14 protein-coding genes are annotated in these 18911 nt (G+C 66.4%); 8 read left to right on the forward strand and 6 right to left on the reverse strand.

Translation table 11 applies throughout. The features are described from left to right. Window position 1: 1 nt before the first annotated feature. Both YWC_RS0106010 and YWC_RS0106015 read right to left on the reverse strand, forming a co-directional pair. Window positions 2–1237: a pyridoxal-dependent decarboxylase, exosortase A system-associated gene (locus YWC_RS0106010; RefSeq protein WP_027864557.1), complete on the reverse strand. Its 1236-nt coding sequence runs from the start codon at window positions 1235–1237 to the stop codon at window positions 2–4. Further along, window positions 1234–2838 (reverse strand): acyl-CoA ligase (AMP-forming), exosortase A system-associated, encoded by a 1605-nt coding sequence (locus YWC_RS0106015; RefSeq protein ID WP_027864558.1) that lies wholly within the window; start codon window positions 2836–2838, stop codon window positions 1234–1236. The genes YWC_RS0106010 and YWC_RS0106015 overlap by 4 nt, the downstream gene beginning before the upstream one ends. 134 nt (window positions 2839–2972) lie before the next feature. Here YWC_RS0106015 and YWC_RS0106020 point away from each other — a divergent pair, with 134 nt between their 5' ends. Then, entirely contained in the window at window positions 2973–4187 is a 1215-nt protein-coding gene (locus YWC_RS0106020) for an aminotransferase class I/II-fold pyridoxal phosphate-dependent enzyme (RefSeq protein ID WP_027864559.1), read from the forward strand. After that, window positions 4184–5233: a GNAT family N-acetyltransferase gene (locus tag YWC_RS0106025; RefSeq protein WP_027864560.1), complete on the forward strand. Its 1050-nt coding sequence runs from the start codon at window positions 4184–4186 to the stop codon at window positions 5231–5233. The genes YWC_RS0106020 and YWC_RS0106025 overlap by 4 nt, the downstream gene beginning before the upstream one ends. Window positions 5234–5252: 19 nt before the next feature. On the opposite strand, the gene YWC_RS0106030 is transcribed toward YWC_RS0106025, so the two are convergent. Then, window positions 5253–6314 carry a polysaccharide deacetylase family protein gene (locus tag YWC_RS0106030; protein ID WP_027864561.1) on the reverse strand — a complete coding sequence of 354 codons (1062 nt, stop codon included), beginning with the start codon at window positions 6312–6314 and terminating at the stop codon, window positions 5253–5255. A gap of 673 nt (window positions 6315–6987) precedes the next feature. Between YWC_RS0106030 and YWC_RS0106035 the strand changes: the two genes are divergently transcribed. The 6 genes from YWC_RS0106035 to YWC_RS0106060 all read left to right on the forward strand — a co-directional run bounded on the left by YWC_RS0106035 (window position 6988) and on the right by YWC_RS0106060 (window position 13972). After that, window positions 6988–9300, forward strand: coding sequence for a hypothetical protein (locus YWC_RS0106035; RefSeq protein ID WP_156923525.1), 2313 nt, complete (start codon window positions 6988–6990; stop codon window positions 9298–9300). Between the two features lie 396 nt (window positions 9301–9696). Further along, a complete protein-coding gene (locus YWC_RS0106040; RefSeq protein ID WP_027864563.1) occupies window positions 9697–10500 on the forward strand; it encodes a glycosyltransferase family protein in 804 nt (267 codons plus the stop codon). Between the two features lie 37 nt (window positions 10501–10537). Beyond that, window positions 10538–11998 (forward strand): oligosaccharide flippase family protein, encoded by a 1461-nt coding sequence (locus YWC_RS0106045; protein ID WP_027864564.1) that lies wholly within the window; start codon window positions 10538–10540, stop codon window positions 11996–11998. A gap of 45 nt (window positions 11999–12043) precedes the next feature. Continuing rightward, complete coding sequence (locus YWC_RS0106050; protein WP_027864565.1) at window positions 12044–12292, forward strand: acyl carrier protein; 249 nt, start codon at window positions 12044–12046, stop codon at window positions 12290–12292. Beyond that, complete coding sequence (locus YWC_RS0106055) at window positions 12289–13152, forward strand: hydrolase 2, exosortase A system-associated (protein ID WP_051306269.1); 864 nt, start codon at window positions 12289–12291, stop codon at window positions 13150–13152. The genes YWC_RS0106050 and YWC_RS0106055 overlap by 4 nt, the downstream gene beginning before the upstream one ends. Next, complete coding sequence (locus YWC_RS0106060) at window positions 13142–13972, forward strand: hydrolase 1, exosortase A system-associated (RefSeq protein WP_027864567.1); 831 nt, start codon at window positions 13142–13144, stop codon at window positions 13970–13972. Before YWC_RS0106055 ends, YWC_RS0106060 begins: the two co-directional genes overlap by 11 nt. Window position 13973: 1 nt before the next feature. Here the strand turns inward: YWC_RS0106060 and YWC_RS0106065 are convergent, their stop codons facing one another. The 3 genes from YWC_RS0106065 to prsK are packed head-to-tail and all read right to left on the reverse strand — an operon-like array spanning window position 13974 to window position 18911. Then, window positions 13974–15470: a right-handed parallel beta-helix repeat-containing protein gene (locus YWC_RS0106065; RefSeq protein ID WP_084416330.1), complete on the reverse strand. Its 1497-nt coding sequence runs from the start codon at window positions 15468–15470 to the stop codon at window positions 13974–13976. Continuing rightward, a complete protein-coding gene (gene prsR, locus YWC_RS0106070; RefSeq protein ID WP_027864569.1) occupies window positions 15467–16831 on the reverse strand; it encodes a PEP-CTERM-box response regulator transcription factor in 1365 nt (454 codons plus the stop codon). The genes YWC_RS0106065 and prsR overlap by 4 nt, the downstream gene beginning before the upstream one ends. 13 nt (window positions 16832–16844) lie before the next feature. Next, entirely contained in the window at window positions 16845–18911 is a 2067-nt protein-coding gene (prsK, locus tag YWC_RS0106075) for an XrtA/PEP-CTERM system histidine kinase PrsK (RefSeq protein ID WP_027864570.1), read from the reverse strand.

Here is an 18911-nt window from a genome sequence, read left to right on the forward strand (position 1 = left end):
TTCAAACCAGGACTTCCAGGGCCGCCGGATGGCCCAGGAAGTTGGCCGGGCTGGCGCTGGGACCATAGGCGCCGGACTGGAACACGACGATCAGGTCGCCTTCCTCGGCATGGGCCAGGTCGAGCCGGTCGGCCAGGATGTCGAGCGGCGTGCACAGCGGTCCGGTCACCGAGGCCGGACCGCTGTGCTCCGGGTCCATGCGGTTGCCCACGGCCACCGGATAATTCTTGCGGATGACCTGCCCCAGGTTGCCCGAGGCGGCCAGGTGGTGGTGCATGCCGCCGTCGGTCACCAGGAACACTTCCCCGCGCGATAGCTTGCGGTCCAGCACGCGCGCCACATAGATCCCGCATTCGCCCACCAGGTAGCGTCCCATTTCCAGGGCCAGGCGCGCCTGCGGCAAGCTGGATTGCAGGCGCGGCAGCCAGCCTGCCAGCTGCTCGCCGATCGGCGCGATGTCGAGCCGCGCCTCGCCCGGGAAATACGGGATGCCGAAGCCGCTGCCGATGTTCAGCTGGCGCACCGCGAGCGGGCTGTCTCCGGCCAGGCGCAGCGCCAGTTCCAGGCTCTGCGATTGCGCCTCGACGATGGCGTCGGGGCGCAGGCTCTGCGAGCCGCTGAAGATGTGGAAGCCCTGAAAGTCCAGGGCCAGGCTTGCCACCTGGCGCAGCAGCGCGGGCGCCTGCTCGGCATCGATGCCGAAAGGCTTGGCGCCGCCGCCCATCCGCATGCCCGAGGATTTCAGTTCGAAGTCCGGGTTGATACGCAGCGCCACCCGCGGCGCGATGCCGAGGGCGTCGCCCAGGCGCGCCACGCAGGCCAGCTCGCGCGCCGATTCCAGGTTGATGCAGACCCCGGCCGCGATGCCCTGCGCCAGTTCGGCCTCGGTTTTGGCCGGACCGGCAAAGCTGATGTGGCCTGGCGCCATGCCGGCATCCAGGGCGGTGCGCAGTTCGTTCGACGAGGCCACATCCAGGCCGTCGACCAGGCCGGCCAGGTGCTGCACCAGGGCCGGCATCGGATTGGCCTTGACCGAATAATGCAGGCCGACCGCTTCCGGCAGCTGGGTGCGCAGCTCGCGCACCCGCGCCGTGCACAGCGCGCGGTCATAGGCGAAGAAGGGGGTGCGTCCGACCCGCTGCGCGAGCCGGGTCAGCGGGATGCCGCCAACTTGCAGCTCGCCGTCGACGACGGGAAAATGAATCTGGGGCGCGTGGCGCGGTTTGGTGGTGCTCATGCTCTTGCCTGTGCTTCGGTCTGTGCTTCGGTATCAAAGGTCTGGCGCAGCAGCTTGCGGTCGATCTTGCCGTTCGGGTTGCGCGGCAGGCTGTCGCCCTGCAGCCGCACGTGGGCCGGCACCATGTAGGCCGGCAGGCGGCGCCGGCATTCCGCCAGCAGGGCCGCCGGATCGAAGGCGTCCGGATCGGGCACCTGCGCAACCAGTGCGATCGCCTGGCCGAGCTGGCCGTCGTCGACGCCGAAGGCGGCCGCTTCCAGCACCAGGCCGGTGGCCTGCACCACGCTTTCGATCTCGGTCGGGCTGATGCGGTAGCCGGACACCTTGATCATCTCGTCGCTGCGGCCGATGAAATACAAATAGCCTTCGCTGTCGCGGCGCACGGTGTCGCCCGACCACACCGCCAGTTCCGGCAGCGGCAGGCCGGCTTCGCGGCCTGGGGCCGGGCGGAAGCGCTGCGCGGTGCGTTCGGGGTCGTTCCAGTAACCCATGGCCACCAGCGCGCCACGGTGCACCAGTTCGCCCGGCTCGTCGTCGGCGCAGAGGCTGCCGTCGGGACGCACCACCAGCACCTCGGCATTCGGGATCGCCTTGCCCATCGAGCCCGGCCGGCGCTCCAGTTCGGATGGCGGCAGATAGGTCGAGCGGAAGGCCTCGGTGAGCCCGTACATCAGGAAGATCTGGGTAGACGGCAGGCGCCCGCGCAGGGCCTCGACCGTGACCGGGGGCATGGCGCCGCCCGAATTGGTGATGAAGCGCAGACTGCAGCCGGCCGGCCATTCCAGGCGCGCCAGCGCGTTCCACAGCGGCGGCACCGCCGCCAGCCCGGTGATGCGCTCGCTCGCCACCATGGCCACGATGTCCTTCGGGAACAGGTAGTTCATCAGCACCACGCTGGCGCCGCGCAAGAAGGCCGTGGTCAGCTGGCTCAGTCCATAATCGAAGCTGAGCGGCAGCACCGACAGGATGCGGTCGCTCGCGCACAAGTCCAGGTAACCCGCCACGCTGGCGGCGCCGGCCACCAGGTTACGGTGCGACAGCACCACGCCCTTGGGCGCGCCGGTGCTGCCGGAGGTATACAGGATGGCCGCCATGTCGGCATCGATGGGGCGCGCCGCCGTCGGGTCGAAGGCGCCGGCCGCGCAGGCCGTCACGGCGTTCCAGTCCAGGGTGCGCAAGGCCGTGCCTGGCGCACCATGCGCATCGGTTTCGGCCAGCAGCACGGTTTCCAGGTCGGGGCAGGCCGCCAGCGCGGGCGCCAGGCTGGCCAGCCGGTCGGCCGTGGTGGCGAGCAGGCGCACGTTGCAGTCGGCCAGGATGTAGGCCACCTGTTCCGGCTTGAGCAGCGGATTGACGGGAACGAACACGCAGCCGGCGGCGGCGGCGCCGAACATCGCCGCCACGTTCTCGATGCGCTTCTCCATATAGACGGCCACGCGCGTGCCGGGCGCCAGGCCCTGCCCGCGCAGCAGCAGCGCGACCGACGCGACCAGGCCGGCCAGGTCCGCATAGCTGCAGCGCCGCGTGCCGTAGGCCAGGGCCGCGGCATCGGGCGTGCGCCGTGCGGCCTCGAAAATGCTGTCGTGGATCAGAGTGTTCATCAATGCCTTGTTGTTCCGCCCGGCTGGACGCTGCGGGCAGGCGCCATCTTACCAGTTCACGCCAGGCAAGTCCCGGCCGCCCGGCACACGCTATCCGACACGTTGCCGGAGATAACGCATGTTATATTTAATGCATGTCGACAATAGATCACCAGGCGCCCCCGCGCCGGGCACTGCCTTCCGTTCCCGTCCTGTCGCCGGCCTCCTTCTTCCAGCGCGGCGGCGCGTCCCTTCCCGGCCTGCTCGATGCGGCCGCGGTGCGCATGGTGACGAGCGGACGCATCGCGATCGGCCTGGCCTTGCGCGAGATGGGCGTGGGCCCGGGCCACACCGTGCTGGTGCCGGCCTACCACAGCCCCTCGATGATCCCGCCGGTGCACTGGTGCGGCGCCTCCGTCGTGTTCTACCGGGTGCGCCCGGACAGCACCATCGACCTCGAGGACATCGCCGCCAGATTCGACGGCAGCGTGAAGGCGGTCATGGCGACCCATTTCTTCGGTTTCCCCCAGGACCTGCGCGGCCTGCGCGCCCTGTGCGACGCGCACGGCGCCATACTGCTGGAAGACTGCGCGCACGCCTTCTTCGGCCACCATGCGGGCACCCCGGTCGGCAGCACCGGCGACTACGCGATCGGCAGCAGCATGAAGTTCTATCCGATCTACGAGGGCGGCTGCCTGGTGTCGCACCGCCACCCCCTTGTCGTCCCCCTGCGTTCGGCCGGCCCCGGCTTCGAAGCCAAGGCCGCGCTGGCGGCGCTCGAGATGGCCTTCGCCCACGGCCGCCTGCCAGCCTTGCGCCTGGCGCTGTCGCTGCCGCTGCGCCTCAAGAGCGCGCTCTGGAACGCCTTCAAGTCGCGCCGTCCCGCAGGTGACGCCGCCCCGGCCCTTGCTCCGGATTCCTCGGACAGCAGCTACAACTTCGACCCGCGCTGGCTCGAGAAGCGCTCATCGCTGTTTTCGCGCCTGATCGTGCGTCTGGCTTCGCGCGCGCGCATCGTCGCGCTGCGCCGCCGCCATTACCTGCAGCTCCAGCAGGCCCTCGACGGGCTCCCCGGCTGCCGCCCCCTGCACCCGGCGCTGCCGGAGGGCGCCTGCCCCTGGATCTTCCCGCTGCTGGTGGACCAGGCCGACGCGGTGGCGGCCAGCCTGCAGGCGGCCGGCGTGCCGATGGTGCGCTTCGGCGCGAGCCTGTGGCCCGGCGTCGACGCCGCCACCTGCGCCAACAGCGTGGCGCTGGGACGCCATCTGATCGGCCTTCCCTGCCACCAGGAGCTGCGCGCGGACGAACTCGATCGGTTGCGCGACGCTGTCCGGCGCGCACTCGGCCCCACACCGGCGCTGGCGGCATGAGCTGGACCGTCGTTCCCGCGTCCCGGTTCGGCGACTACCTTCCCCGCTGGCAGGCGCTGCATGCCGGCTGCGGCGGCTCGCCCTTGCTGGCAGCCGACTTCCTGGCGGCCGCACTGGACACACTCGGCAGCGGCGAGGAACTGCTGGCCTGGTACGAAGAGGCCGGCATCACCCGCGTCATGACCGTGGTGGCGCCGGCCGGCCTGGGCCGCTGGGCCACCTTCCAGCCTTCGCAGGCGCCGATCGGCTTCTGGCTGCAGCGCGATGCCGGCTCGCCGGAGCCTTACATTCCCGGCCTGTTGCGGGTCCTGCCCGGCGCCGCCCTGGTGCTCGGCATCACCCAGTGCGACCCGATGCTGTTGCCGCGGCCGGACGCCAGCGCCCGCACGCGCACCCTCGACTACATCGAGACGGCCCGCATCAGCCTGGCGCCCGGCTTCGAGGCCTACTGGAATGCGCGCGGCAAGAACCTGCGCAGCAACCTGAAAAAACAGCGCAAGCGCCTGCAGCAGGAAGGCTGCGCCACCCGCCTGCAGGTTCTGCGGACGCCGGAGGAGATGGCGGCGGCGGTGCGCGACTACGGCATGCTGGAAACGCAGGGCTGGAAAGGCGCGGCCGGCAGCGCGGTGCGCGGCGACGACGCGCAAGGCCGGTTCTACCGGGCCATGCTGGAAGCCTTTGCCCGTCGCGGCGCGGCGCGCGTTTACCGTTACTTCATCGGCGAACGGCTGGCGGCCATGGACCTGTGCGTCGAGGGCGGCGGCTGCGTGGTCGTGCTCAAGACGGCCTATGACGAAAACCTGGGCGGCGCGCTGTCGCCGGCGCTCCTGATGCGCGAGGAAGCCTGCCGCGACATTTTCGAGGACGGCCGTTTCGAACGGATCGAGTTCTACGGACGGGTAATGGAATGGCACCTGCGCTGGACCGACGAGATCCGGACCATGTACCACCTGAACAGCTACCGCTGGCCGCTGCTGGCGCGCCTGCATGCGCTGGCGGCGCAGCGGCGCCAGCCGGCGCCTGCCGCTGCCGCCGCCATCGAATGAGTGGCGGGCAGCGCGGGCTTCAGCCCAGCATGCGCTGTTTCATTTCCCTGCCGGCCGGCCCGGCCTGCATTTCCTGCGGGCCGTCCACCATGTCCCGCAATTGCGACAGGCTGGCGAACTGGCCACCCAGCTCGTCGCGGAACCAGGTGCAGAAATCACGCACCGTGGCGATGAAGCGCTGCAGGTCGGCGGCGCTGCGCACGTAGGGGGTGTGCCCGACCGCCATCGACGGGCTGTGATAAGTCAGGGTGAACACTTCGCAACCGGCGTGACGCAGGCTGGCGGCGAGGCGCCGCATCTCGGCCACGCTCGCGACTTCGGGACTGAGGCGGATGCGTTCGAGCGCGCGCGAGCGCGCCATGATGCCGCCCAGGCGGGCACGCTGCGCCAGCGGATGCTGCGCCAGTTCGAACAGCTGCGGGCCGAAGCCGCGCAGCCAGCCGGCATAACCGGTGGTCACCGGCACTTCGAGCAGCGCGCGCTGGCCGGCCTGGAAAAAATACGGATGCTCGTCATGGTCCCGGAAGTCGGGGCCGCTGTCGTAGGCAAAGGAGGTGTAGGGCACCACGCTGGTATCGATGGCGTAGCCCAGCGAGGCGATCGATTCCGCCGTATGCCGGCCGAGCCCGTAGCGGCCCGCCTTGAACGCGAGCGGTACGTGGCCGAAGGCCTCGACGATCGCCTCGGTCAGCCGCTGCAGTTTTTCGTATTCGACTTCGCGCGGCAGGTTGCCGGCATAGGAATTGAAACGGTTGACCTGCTCGACATACGGCGGCGACACCCAGGGATGCAGGTGGGCGCCGATTTCGCAGCGGCCCTCTTCCATCAGGCGCCGCAGCGTGGCCGCCGAAGCGGGCGCCGTAGTGACCGGCCAGTCGCACATATAGGTCGGCACGATGCCGAGCCCGTCGAACACGCGCTCGTGCATCAGCGGCTGGCCCGCGATCGAGGTGGTGCCGACGTTGAGCCGGTCGAAGGGCCGGTCCCAGGCGAATTCTTCCTCGGCATCCACGACCACGACCAGCACGGGACGGCTGCCGGGTGCGAGGCGCGCCCGCACACGCTTATCGTTTACCGGCATGGGCGCCCATTCTGGATTCCAGCTCCCGCACCTGGGTGCGGGATGGAACGCCAATCGTCGCGTTCGCCCTCGTAACGGAGAGCGTGATGGGAAAAGCCTTTGCCGGAGCGTGACACGTTTCGCCTTATGCGGTTGAGCGCAGCAGCCCTTGCTGCTCGCTATATTTCCATATTAACACATCAATGTTGTTGCTCTGCGCACAACAAGAACGGAGCCCAGGCAAGTCCTCCTCGACGCCTTCATCGGCTACGCATCTGGACCGCATATTCTTTTTGCTAAAACCTCAATCATATAATTTTATTTCCATCTTTTAATTAGCGGAAATATTGCATATTTATCGTATTGCCATTCCATCCAGATGTCGAATCTTAAATGCTATTGATATAAAAACCGATTTGAATCAATGGCAATGAAATGGTCATAAGTACATGAATCTAAACATCTTTTCATTTTGATGATTCAGTTATGCCACACTTCATTGCGATTTTTTTTACACTTTCTTCCGTGTCGCTTGACTGTACTTATTGATCTAGATAGTAAAATGCCGATTTTCTGTTGTTTTCGCGTGGAAATTGCCTAAATTCTGAACACGGAATTTAGTGATTCGGGTAAAGTAAAGTTCTCACAGGAAATTATTTCCTACGAACACTTGCCTATAATCACGAATTCCAAAATGAATAACCTGAAATCGACTAAAGCAAGCACGCTCGGCAATGCACCCGTCAGCTTCCTTGGCTCTCGTCCCATCAAAGGTATGAGCACACTTTTTACAGCACTCCTGCTGGCCGCCTGCGGTGGCGGCGGTGGCGCGGATGACGCAAGCACCAGCGCCAGCGTCTCGCTGGCCACCGTCACGACCGCTTACGCACCGAAGCCGATCACCCCGGTCACCGGCACCCCGGTTCCCCCCACCACGAGCCCTGCCATCGTGGTCGGCGCACCGATCACCGACATCCGCATCCAGAACACCGGCGCCGCCCAGGCGAATGTGCCTTTCACCTTTGGCCAAGTCATTGCTGTTGGAGAAATGGCAAAGACCGAAGGCCTGGCCGGCAAGCTGGCCGACGGCAGCATCATCCCCCTGCAGGCCGACATCAAGGCCACCCATGCCGACGGCTCGGTGCGCCACGTGATCGTGTCCGGCGTCCTGCCTGCACTGGCGGCTGGCCAGACCCAGACGCTGACCCTGGTGAAATCGAGCGCTTCCGCGCCGACCAACGTCACGCTGCAGCAACTCGCCGCCTCGGGCCTGGACAGCAAGGTCACCATCACCCTGGACAATGTCCAGTACACGGCCTCGCTGGCCGATGCGCTGGCCGCAGGCAACCCGGTCAACTGGCTGTCGGGCACCGTGGCCAACGAATGGATCATGGCGGTGCCGCTGAAGAATGCGTCGGGTGTCGCCCATCCGCTGCTGAATGCCCGCTTCGACGTGCGCTGGTATTCCGCGCTGTCGAAAAAGGCCCACGTCTCCGTCAGCATAGAGAACGACAAGACCTTCACCTCTGGCGCTCGCAACTTTACCTATAACGTCAAGCTCGACGTTGGTGACCGCACGGTCTATACCAAAAACGACCTGGTCCACTACCACCACTCGCGCTGGCGCCAGTCGGCATGGTGGGATGCGGCTACCGCTCCGGCGCTCCATTTCCAGCACAATGCCGCCTATCTGATCGCCAGCAAGGCCGTACCGAACTATGACCAGTCCTTGATCCCCTCGGAAAAGGAATTGACCCGTCTAGGCACCCAGCTCAGCGACAGCAATACCGGCCCGATGAACATCGGCATTATCAATCCTTACATGCCCACCACGGGCGGACGCAATGACATCGGCCCACTCCCCGGCTTCTCGGTCATGTATCTGCTGTCGCAGGACAAGCGCGCCAAGGACGTGATGATGGCGGTAGCGGAAGGTTCGGCTTCTTGGCCGATGCACTTGCGCGATGAAAAGACGGGCTACCCGGTGCGTACAGACAATGAAGCGAACAAGCTGATCACCACGCACATGAACATGGCGCATAAGGGTCCACTACCGGTGCCGCGCTGCGCCAACAACGACGGCAACCTGTGCTGGTCGCCGTACAAGGTCGACACCGCGCACCAGCCGTCGATGGTCTACCTGCCTTACCTGATCACTGGTGATTACTACTATCTGGAAGAGCTGCATTTCTGGGCGGCAAGCAATCCTTTGGAAACCGATCCGGGCAACGCCGGCTTCGGCCAAGGGCTGGTGCGCTGGCAACAGCTCCGTGGACAGGCTTGGTCGCTGCGTACGCTCGGCCATGCTGCCTACATCACGCCGGACCAGCACCCGTTGAAGGGCTACTTCAACCAGCAGCTCGACAACAACCTGGCGTTCTACCACAATACCTACGTCGTCGGGAATCCGAACAACCTGGGCGTCTATGACGGCTCGGGCGGCGGCTTCGCGGTGACCGGCTCGGCCCCGTGGCAGGACGACTTCTTTACCTGGAGCTTCGGCTATCTGAACGAACTCGGTTTCACCAAGGCGCTGCCGATCCTGCAATGGAAAGCGAAGTATGCCGTCGGCCGCATGACTGCGCCGGGCTATTGCTGGATCCAAGGGGCCTCCTATGCGCTCAAGTTCCGCGACAGCACGACCACCCCAATATATACGAGCTTCGAACAGCTGTACCGGGCCAACTTTAACGATGTTGGTATTCCAAATGACGACCGTAAGATCATCACCGACCCACTTGGCACACGCTACATCGACCAGCCCTGCGCCACACAAGCGCAAGCCGATTGGCTGACGCGCGCCGATGGCCATACCTGGCAAGTGGGCCGCATGGCCGGTTATTCGACATCTGCGCTGGGCTACCCGTCAAATATGCAGCCTGCACTGGCTGTGGCTGCGACGGCGGGCGTTCCCAACGGCAGCGAAGCATGGACCACCTTCATCGGTCGCAACGCGAAGCCGGACTATAGCGCGGCGCCGCAATTCGCGATCATTCCACGCAAATAAGAGCAAGCCAAGTCGCAAAGTGGGCGTCCAGGATTTCCTGGACGCCCTTTTTTGTTTGTAAGGTCATCCTCTGCAGAGTCAATCGTGCGCAAAGGAAACAAATTTTGCCGGATCATACAACTCTCTTGAAAATTTGTTATGTGTGCCGTGTGTGCGCGGTGTTGCAGCATATAATGTTGTGCGTTATGGCAAGGAAGTTGCCAAGCAAATCGTTTCACCGATTTAAAGGCTGGTACGCGTGCGGTGCCGGCGGAACCGACACAGGAGTCAGCAGAAATGTCTTTACTGAGCAGGGTAATCCAGCGCGTCAAGCGGGACTACTTTCGGGGCCAATATAACAAGGTCGTCCGGCAAGTTCTGGCTACCGCTCCCCTAAAACAGGGAACGCAGCCCTTCATGCTCCTGTCGATGGTGCACCAGCGCGACGTCCAGTCCTACCTGGTGGCCGTAAAATCCTTCGCCCACTTCCTCAATCCAGAACGCGTCGTCGTCGTCTGCGACCCTTCGATCAATTCCACTGACCGTGCCACTCTCAAACAGCATGTGCCACATATCGAACTGCGCGATGCCGACGAGTTCACGCACCAGGATATGCCGCGTGGGGGCACTTGGGAGCGCCTCTTCGCGATTGCGAACTTTTCTCCCGATAATTACGTCGTGCAGCTCGACGCTGATACTCTGACGGTTCGCCCGATCCCGGAAGTGCTCGAGGCGATCAAAGCCGGGGTCGGCTTCGTCCTCGGTGAGCTACCTGACACCCCAATCCGTTCGTTGGCAGAGACGCGCCAGAACGCGCTGCCGAAAGTGCGCCCGGGCGCGCATATCCAGAGCATCTCCGAGGCCGAGATGGCCAACGTCGGCCTGCCGGCCGATGCACGCTACGTCCGCGGCTGTTCCGGTTTCACCGGCTTCCCGCGCTCGGCGGCGATGCGCGAACAGATGATCGACTTCTCGCGCCGCATGGGCGGCAGACTGGGCGAAGACTGGAAACGCTGGGGCACCGAACAGGTAACCTCGAACTATCTCATCGCGAATGCGGCCGGCACCAAGGCCCTGCCCTTCCCGAAATACGGTACTCCGGATTGTGCGAACGGCGACACCGCCTTCTTCCACTTCATTGGCTCGATGCGCTTCATTAACAGCAAGTACGAGGCAACCTCGCGCCAAGCGATCAAACTGATAGGAAGCGTGCCGGCCTAGGAACTCAGCCTCACCGTTACCAGGAACAAGTCTCACCATGGCAGATCTGCGTCGTTCGCTGGTCATTAATTTCTTCTCCTCGTCCGGCGCTACCCTGATGCGCTTCGTGGTCAGTATCCTTCTGGCCCGCATCCTGAGCCCGGCGGAGATCGGCGTCTATTCAATGACGGTCGTATTCGTCAACCTGGCGGGGGTATTCCGCGACTTCGGCGTTTCGACCTACCTCCAGCGCGAACCCGACCTCACGCCCGACAAAATCCGCTCCGCTACCGGCGTGGTTTTCACCTCGTCCTGGCTCATTGCGATCGCCATGTTCCTATCGAGCGAATCCATCGGCAACTGGTTCCAGGAACCGGAAATCATTCCGGTGATGCAGGTGCTGTCGATCGGCTTCCTCCTGATTCCCTTCGGCGCCATCACCAATGCTCTCCTGACGCGCGAACTTGCCGCCGAGAAGCAGGCAATCGTTAACATGGCCGGCACCCTCAGCTTTTGCGTCAGCTGTGTGGTGCTCGCCAAGCTCGGTCACGGCAGCCTGAGCCTGGCTTACGCCAACCTGATTAACATCATCGTCTGCGCTGTGGCCCTGGTCCCCCTACGCCCGAAGAATATGCCTTGGCTGCCGTCCTTCGCTCACTGGCGTAGCGTGACCCATTTTGGCCTCGGCTCCCTGCTGTCGAGCTGCATGGTGGCGCTCAACAACGCCATCCCTGACCTGCTGCTCGGTAAACTCGGCAACGCGCGCCAGGTCGGCCTGCTCAGCCGTGCCAATTCGACGGTAACCATCTTTACCCACGTAGCCGGCTCGACCGTCAGCTATGGCGCCGTGTCGTATATGGCGCAGGCACATCACCGCGGCGAATCGCTGGTACCGGTGTTGACGCGGGCGACCAGCCTGCTGACTGGGGTTGGCTGGACCGCGCTGGCCCTGACCACCGTGCTCGGCAGAGATATCGTGCTGGCTCTGTACGGCGAGGCCTGGCTCGAATGCGTACCGGCGATCCTGCCGCTGTCGGTCGCCGCCGCGGTGATGATGGCCTTCCATTATGTCCCAATCGCCGTCACCGCCATCGGTCGCCCGTACCTCAGCGCTGCCCCAGTGGCCGTGACCCTGTTGGCCCGGATCGGCTTCGCGGTGGTCCTGTTCGACGGTACCCTGGCCGGCTTCGGCTGGGTGCTGACTCTGGCGACCCTTGCGGCCGCGCCGGTTACCTTGCTGCAGCAGCAGCGCTACTTCGGCTTCGGCGCGCTGGCCCTGCTGCGCGCCTTGCTGCCTAGCGCTTTCGTGACCGCCGGTACTACTGCCATCGCGGTAGTGCTGACGCTGCTGCTGCCGTCCCAACTGGCGCCGCTGGTACGCCTGCTGCTGATGTTCCCGATCCTGGCCCTGGCCTGGTACCTGCTACTGCGCGCCAGCGGCCATCCCGTGCTGGACGAGGTGCACCGCCTGGGCGGGATGGCACGGGCGCGCCTGGCGCTGCTGCGCCCGAATGTATAATCGACCCATGGTGCGCACGGCGCACCGCCTGCGTGGAATTGCGACATGTATCTCGACGAAGTAAAGACCATCCTGATTGACGTGCTGAGCCTGGGTGAAACGGGCCAGCGCCTGCAGTCCGATTCTCCCCTGCTGGGCAGCCTGCCCGAACTCGACTCGATGGCCGTGGTGAGCCTGGTCGGCGCGCTCGAAGACCATTTCGGCATCGTCATCGACGACGACGACCTCAGCGCCAGCACCTTCGAAACCCTGGGCAGCCTGGCCGACTTCGTCGCCCGGAAGAGCGCCGGATGACCGCTGGCGCGATTGAAGCGCGCGCCGAACCTTTCTTCCTGCAGCGCACCAGGGGCCAGCTGTTCTGCCTCTACCATCCGCCGCGCGGCGACTGTCGCGGGGCCATCCTGTACGTGCCGCCGTTTGCCGAAGAAATGAACCGGGCGCGCCGCATCGCGGCGCAACAGGCGCGCGAACTGGCGGCGCTCGGCTACGGCGTGCTGCAGCCCGACCTGGCCGGCACCGGCGACAGCAGCGGCGATTTCGCCGACGCCCGCTGGGAAACCTGGAAAGACGACCTGGCGGCGTGCTGCGCCTGGCTCGGCGAACGTGTTCCACACCCGCCGGTGCTGTGGGGCCTGCGCCTCGGCGCCCTGCTGGCGCTCGATTACGCGCAGGCGGCGCCGCATCCGCTACGCGCGTTGCTCCTGTGGCAGCCGGTGGCCAGCGGCCAGGCCTACCTGACCCAGTTCCTGCGCATGCGCACCGTCAATGCCGTGCTGGCCGACAGCGCCTCGGAGCAGACCGGTACGCGCGCCCTGCGCGCCGCGCTGCAGTCCGGCGACATCCTCGAAGTCGGCGGCTACGCGCTGCACCCGGTGCTGGCCGCGGCCATCGACGCGCTGGCACCGCTCGAAAGTCACACGCCGCCCTGTCCGGTGCACTGGTTCGAGATGGCGGCGAATGCCGGCAAGGACGCCGGCTTGGCCCTGCCGCCCGGCGCGGCCCGGGCCGCGGAGGCCTGGCGCAGCCGGCATGCGCGGCTGCAGGTCTATCCGGTCGATTGCCCGCCCTTCTGGGCGGCCGGCGAAGGCGTGGGCGCGCCGGCCCTGCTGGCGGCGACCTCGGCGCTGGTGCGGGAGGACCGCCTTGGGCATTGAAGAACGCGCGCTGAGCTTCCCCTGCGGCGGCGACTGGCTGGTCGGGGTGGCCAGCCTGCCTGCCGAACCCGCCAGCCGCGGCGTGCTGGTCGTGGTCGGCGGATCCCAGTACCGCACCGGCAGCCACCGCCAGTTCACCCTGCTGGCGCGCGCGCTGGCGCAGGATGGCATCCCGGCCATGCGTTTCGACTACCGCGGCATGGGCGACAGCGAGGGCGAAACCCGCTCCTTCGAGAGCGTCGACGACGACCTGCGCGCCGCCATCGACGCCTTTTTCGCCGCCGCGCCAGGCCTGCGCGAAGTGGTGCTGTGGGGTTTGTGCGACGGCGCCTCGGCCGCGGCGCTGTATGCGCGCTCGGACCGGCGCGTGGCCGGCCTGGTGCTGCTCAATCCCTGGGTGCGCACCGACGACGGCCTGGCGCGCACCACCCTGCGCCACTATTACCGCCAGCGCCTGGGCGAATCGTCCTTCTGGCGCAGGCTGCTCAGCGGCCGTCTCGACCTGGTCCGTTCGATCAAGTCGGCCATAGGCCTGGTGCGCGCCGCGCTGGCCCCCGCGTCGCCGGCACCGGCGTTGCCCGAACGCATGCATGCGGCCCTGGCCGCCTTCGGCGGGCGCGTCATGGTGGTCATCGGGGGTGCCGACCTGACCGGACGCGAATTCTGCGACCTGGCGACGACCACGCCGGCCTGGAAAAAGCTGCTGTCCGGTCCGCGCGTGACCCGTCATGAGCTCGACGGCGCCGACCACACTTTCTCGCGGCGCGCCTGGCGCGACCAGGTCGCGGCCTGGACCAGCGCCTGGGTGCGTTCCTGGTAAATCAGCGCGCCGCCGCCTCGATGCGCGACCGGCAGCCGCCGAAACTGTCGAAAGCCCCGTAGGCCGGCGGCCGCAGGCGCTGCCCGCCGCACAGGTCGACGGCAGCTTCGCCATCCCCGCGTCCTTGCGCGCGCAGCGGCGCCTCGCCGCTCCAGCGGAAGTCGCCGCTGCCTGGCGCCACGAACAGGCTGCGCACCGGATGCAGGCCGGCAAACGCCTGCCATACCGCGGACGTGCGGTTGTCGCCCTCGTGCACCAGGCCGCCGTCGCGGCTGCGGATCGGTCCGTCGACCAGGTTGCCGTCCAGGCGCGCGCTGCTGGTGGGGAAGCGCACGTCGATGCCGGTGGTGTCGACCAGCGTATTGTCCTCGACCCGGGTATTCGCTGCGCTGTTCAGGTAGATGCCGGCGTCGGAGCAACCGACCACCAGGTTGGCGCGCATGATGCCGCCATCGTGTTCCGTGATGCAGCGTCCGTCGCGGCAAAGCTCCTTGCCGGTGCCGCCGCCGCCGAAGGACAGGCCGACCCGCTGCCCCGGCAGGCCGCGCAGCCGGCGCTCGCACCACACCAGGTTGCGCTCGAAGACGTTGCCGCTGCCGCCGCCCTTGGCGAAGGCGCCGTAGCTGACCCCGTTGCCGCCCTCCTTGATGAAGTCGCTGATCACGTTGGCGCGGATGGTCCAGCCGCTGGCCACCACCAGGTCGATCGGGGTGACCGGGTTGGCGGTGCGGCGCGGGCGGCTGGCGTCCAGGGTGTTCGATTCGATCAGGCCGGCGTCGGGATAGCGTCCATGCAGGGCATTGATCTTGAAATGGGCGTTGAAGTCGCTGATGGTGTTGTTGCGCGCGACGAAGTGGCTGGCGGCGCCGTAGACGTGGAAGGCGTGCTCGCAGTCGTCGTCACGCCGGCACACCCCACGGATGTCCAGGTTTTCGAAGCGCCAGTGCGGCGCGCTGACGCGGAAGCCCTCGAGCATGTCGAATTCGAGCCGCACGCTGCCGGGCCGTTCCGCCCGCACCACGATCGGCGCGCCGGGCGCGCCGGGCCGGTCGGCGTTCAGTCCCGCACTGCCGGAAAAGCGGTAGGTGCCGGGCGCGATGGTGATGACCTCGCCCTGGCTTGCTCGCGCCAGCGCGGCGCGCAGTGCATCGGCGCTGGAGACCAGGCTGCCTGGGCGGCCGCCCTCGCCCGCGGCCCTGGCCTGGGCGCCGAGCGCCAGTCCGGACAGCTGCGGGTCTTCCGGCGCCACCGGCGTCCCGCGGTCGAGGCGCTGCAGGGTGCCGGCAGTGAATTGGCCGGCGGCGACAATGGCCGCATTGTGGCCGCTGGTGCGTTTTTCGATATAGGGCGCGAGCTGGCGCGGGGCGATGCCGGCGCTGTCGACGGCGATGGCGGCGGCGACGCCGCCCGCCACCAGCAGCGCCGCGGCCAGGGCCAGGCGACGCCTGGTGCGGCCACGGCGGCGCACGCGCCCGCCAGCCTGCTGCGCTTGCTTCATGCGGCGCTCTTGATGCCGTGGCGGTTCATCAGGTCATACATCGTCGGGCGGCTGATGCCGAGCATTTCGGAGGCCTTGACGATGTTGCCGTCGACCCGCGCCAGCGCCTTGACGATCGCCATGTACTCGGCCTCGTCGCGCACCTGGCGCAGGTTCAGTGGTTCGTCGGCGGGCTTGTCGCCCTCGGGCAGGCCGAGGTCGTCGGCGACGATGGTATTGCCGTCGGCCATGATAACGGCGCGCTTGATGCAGTTTTCCATCTCGCGCACGTTGCCGGGCCATTCGTAGCCCTCGATCGCGGCGATCGCATCCGGCGCGAAGTGCAGCGTCGAGCGCGCTTCCTGGGCGCAGAACTTGTTCTTGAAGTGGTGGGCCAGCAGGGCCGCGTCGCCATGGCGCGCGCGCAGCGGCGGGATCGTCACCACGATTTCGGACAGGCGGTAGTACAAGTCTTCGCGGAAGCGCCCGGTCGCGCACAGTTCCTTCAGTTTCTGGTGGGTCGCGCAGACGATGCGCACGTCGACCGGGATTTCCTCGTGGCCGCCGATGCGCTCGATCACGCGCTCCTGCAGGAAGCGCAGCAGCTTGGCCTGCAGGGCCATCGGGAGGTCGCCGACCTCGTCGAGGAAGAAGGTGCCGCCGTGCGCCAGCTCGACCTTGCCCTTGGTCTGCTTGGCCGCGCCGGTGAAGGCGCCCTTTTCGTAGCCGAACAGTTCGCTCTCGAGCAGGTTTTCCGGAATCGCGGCGCAGTTGATCGCCATAAATCGTTCTTTCGAGCGCGGCGACAGCGCGTGCAGGGCGCGCGCCAGCACTTCCTTGCCGGTGCCGGATTCGCCCAGCAGCATCACCGAGGCCGAGGTCGGCGCCACCTTTTCGATGTTGCGGCAGAGCTTGAGCATGCCGGCGTCGCGGCTGATCACGCCGGCCATGGGCGAGTCGGCCTGCGACTGCTGCATGCGGCGGTTTTCCTTCTGCAGGTTGTACAGGAAGAAGGCGCGCTCGATCACCAGCTTCAGGACATCCGGCTCGCAGGGCTTCTGGTGAAAATCGTAGGCGCCCATGCCGATCGCCTTGACCGCATTGCTGTGGTCCTGGTTGCCGGTCAGGACGATGACGCGGGTGTCCGGCGCCAGCGCCAGGATCTGTTCCAGCGTCGCCAGCCCTTCGGTCGAGCCGTCGGGGTCGGGCGGCAGGCCCAGGTCCATGGTGACCACGGCCGGCTCGTGGCGCCGGATCTGGGCCAGCGCGGCCTCGCGGTCGCCGGCGACGACCACATCATAGGCATCCAGGCTCCAGCGCAGCTGTTTCTGCAGGCCCGGATCGTCTTCGATGATCAGGAGTTTCAGTTTGTTTTGCGTCACGGCAGTCCTCGGGTCATGCGGCCTGCCCCACGTTGCGGGCTTCCTCGCTGTAGAGCGGCAGGCTGACTGTGAATGTGGTCCCGGCGGCAGGAGCGCTGGCGAGTTCCAGCGTGCCGCCCAGTTCGTTAATGTATTCGCGGCTTTCGAACAGGCCGATGCCCATCCCGGCCGGCTTGGTCGATTCGAAGGGCTTGAACAGGCGTTCGCGGATGAATTCCTCGCTCATGCCCGAGCCGGTATCGGCGATCTCGACCACCGCGCAGCCGTCAGCGCGGCGGATGTCGACGGTGACGCGGCCGCTCTTGGGCGTGGCCTCGATCGCATTCTGGATCAGGTGGCCGAGCACGCGCTCGAGGCGCTCGCTGTCGGCCAGCACCTGCAGGCCGCCGTCCTCGACCCGCAGCACCGGGCGCGGCTCGAAGGCGTCCTTGAGTGCGATCGCCTGGCGCACCACGCGGTCGACCGTCAGCGGCAGCGGCTTGACGGGGGCGTCGTTGCGGCTGAGCTTTTGCAGCATCATCTTCATCTTCTGGATCGAGTGCGTCACGGTGTCGAGCATGTCGCGCTGGAATTCCGGGTTGTCGCGGTGCTTCTCGGCGTTCGCGTTCATGAGCGACAACTGCGACACCAGGTTCTTCAGGTCGTGCACGACGAAGGTCGACATCCGGTTGAAGGATTCGAACTGGCGCGCCACCATCAGGTCGTTGGCGGCATCCTGCAGCGCCAGGTAGCTGGCGGCCTGGCTGCCGGCGATTTCCAGCAGGTCGAACACTTCCCAGTTCAGGGCCATCGCGCTGCGCGAATCCTGCAGCACCACGAAGCCAAACAGCTTGCCGTGCAGGATCAGGGGCACCACCACCCAGGCACGCGGGATGGCGGCCAGCCAGTCCGGCAGCACCAGGTCGCCGTATTTCTCGGGCAGCGCCCGGTATTCGTGCAGGTCGATGACCCACTGGGTGCTTTCCAGGAAGCGGCAGAAGTTCGAGTCCGCCGGCTCGCTGTCCCTGGCGGTCGCCTCCCAGCAGGCCACCGGTTCGTAGACCTCGTTGGCGCGGCGCTGCCACAGCACGCCGCCCGGGCTTTCCACCAGGGCCGCGACCGCCTCGACGACGCGCTCGCCCAGGTTGGGGCCGTGCTCGGACAGGGTGCGGGTAAAGCGCATCCATTCCTCGCGGTAGTCGTAGCCGTAGCTGTAGAAATGCTTGCTGATGAAGACCTTCAGCCAGGCGCGGAAGGCGCCGGAGAACAGCACGCCCGCCAGCAGCAGCAAGGCGCCGCACAGGAACACCACCTGCATCAGGGTGCCCCAGTCGCCGCCGAAGAATTTCAGGTAATAGCCGGCCGAGCCCATCGCCAGCAGGTAAATGGCCGAGCCCAGCAGCGCAGCGGAATGGAACATCACGCGCCGCGACAGCGCCAGCGGGGTCACCATGGACTTGCTGCGCTTGACCGCGGTGCCGATCAGGGGCACCGCCAGGGCATTGACCACGCCGCGCGCGTCCCAGACTTCCGGGCTCATCTCGTGGAACAGCATCGCGTGGGTATACATATAGAAGTCGTAGCCGAACATCGCGCCGATGCCCAGGCAGGCGAACTTCACCATCCAGCGTTCCTGCACCGTCTTGTTGCGGTACACCTGCTCGACCAGCAGCATGCCCAGCACCGCCATGCACACGCGCGCCATCACGTTCGGCACCAGGCCGGAGTCGGTCTTGTACATGAGGTCGAGCTGCAGCACGAGCTTGGCCAGCAGCAGCAGCAGGTAGGCGGCAATCCCGAGCAGCACCGGGCGGCGCAGGCCGAGGAAACCGTCCGGATCGCGGTAGTGCCCGAGCATGAGCACCAGCACCGCCGACCAGGCGCCGTTGCGCACGATCTCGAGGGCCTCGGTCCAGATCGACACGGCCGTTCCCTGCGAGGCGTCCCAGGCGATGGCGCCGGCCCACAGCGCGGTGAGCGCGCAGGCGGCCGTCACGGACGTCACATGGGCGCCGCCGCGCCACAGGGCCAGCAGCAGCACGCCCAGCAAGAGAAATGCGGCGGCAGCGACGCTATAACTATAGACAGCAATACTGGTCAA

This window comes from Massilia alkalitolerans DSM 17462, from assembly GCF_000427785.1.
GTDB classification, from domain to species: Bacteria; Pseudomonadota; Gammaproteobacteria; order Burkholderiales; family Burkholderiaceae_D; genus Telluria; species Telluria alkalitolerans.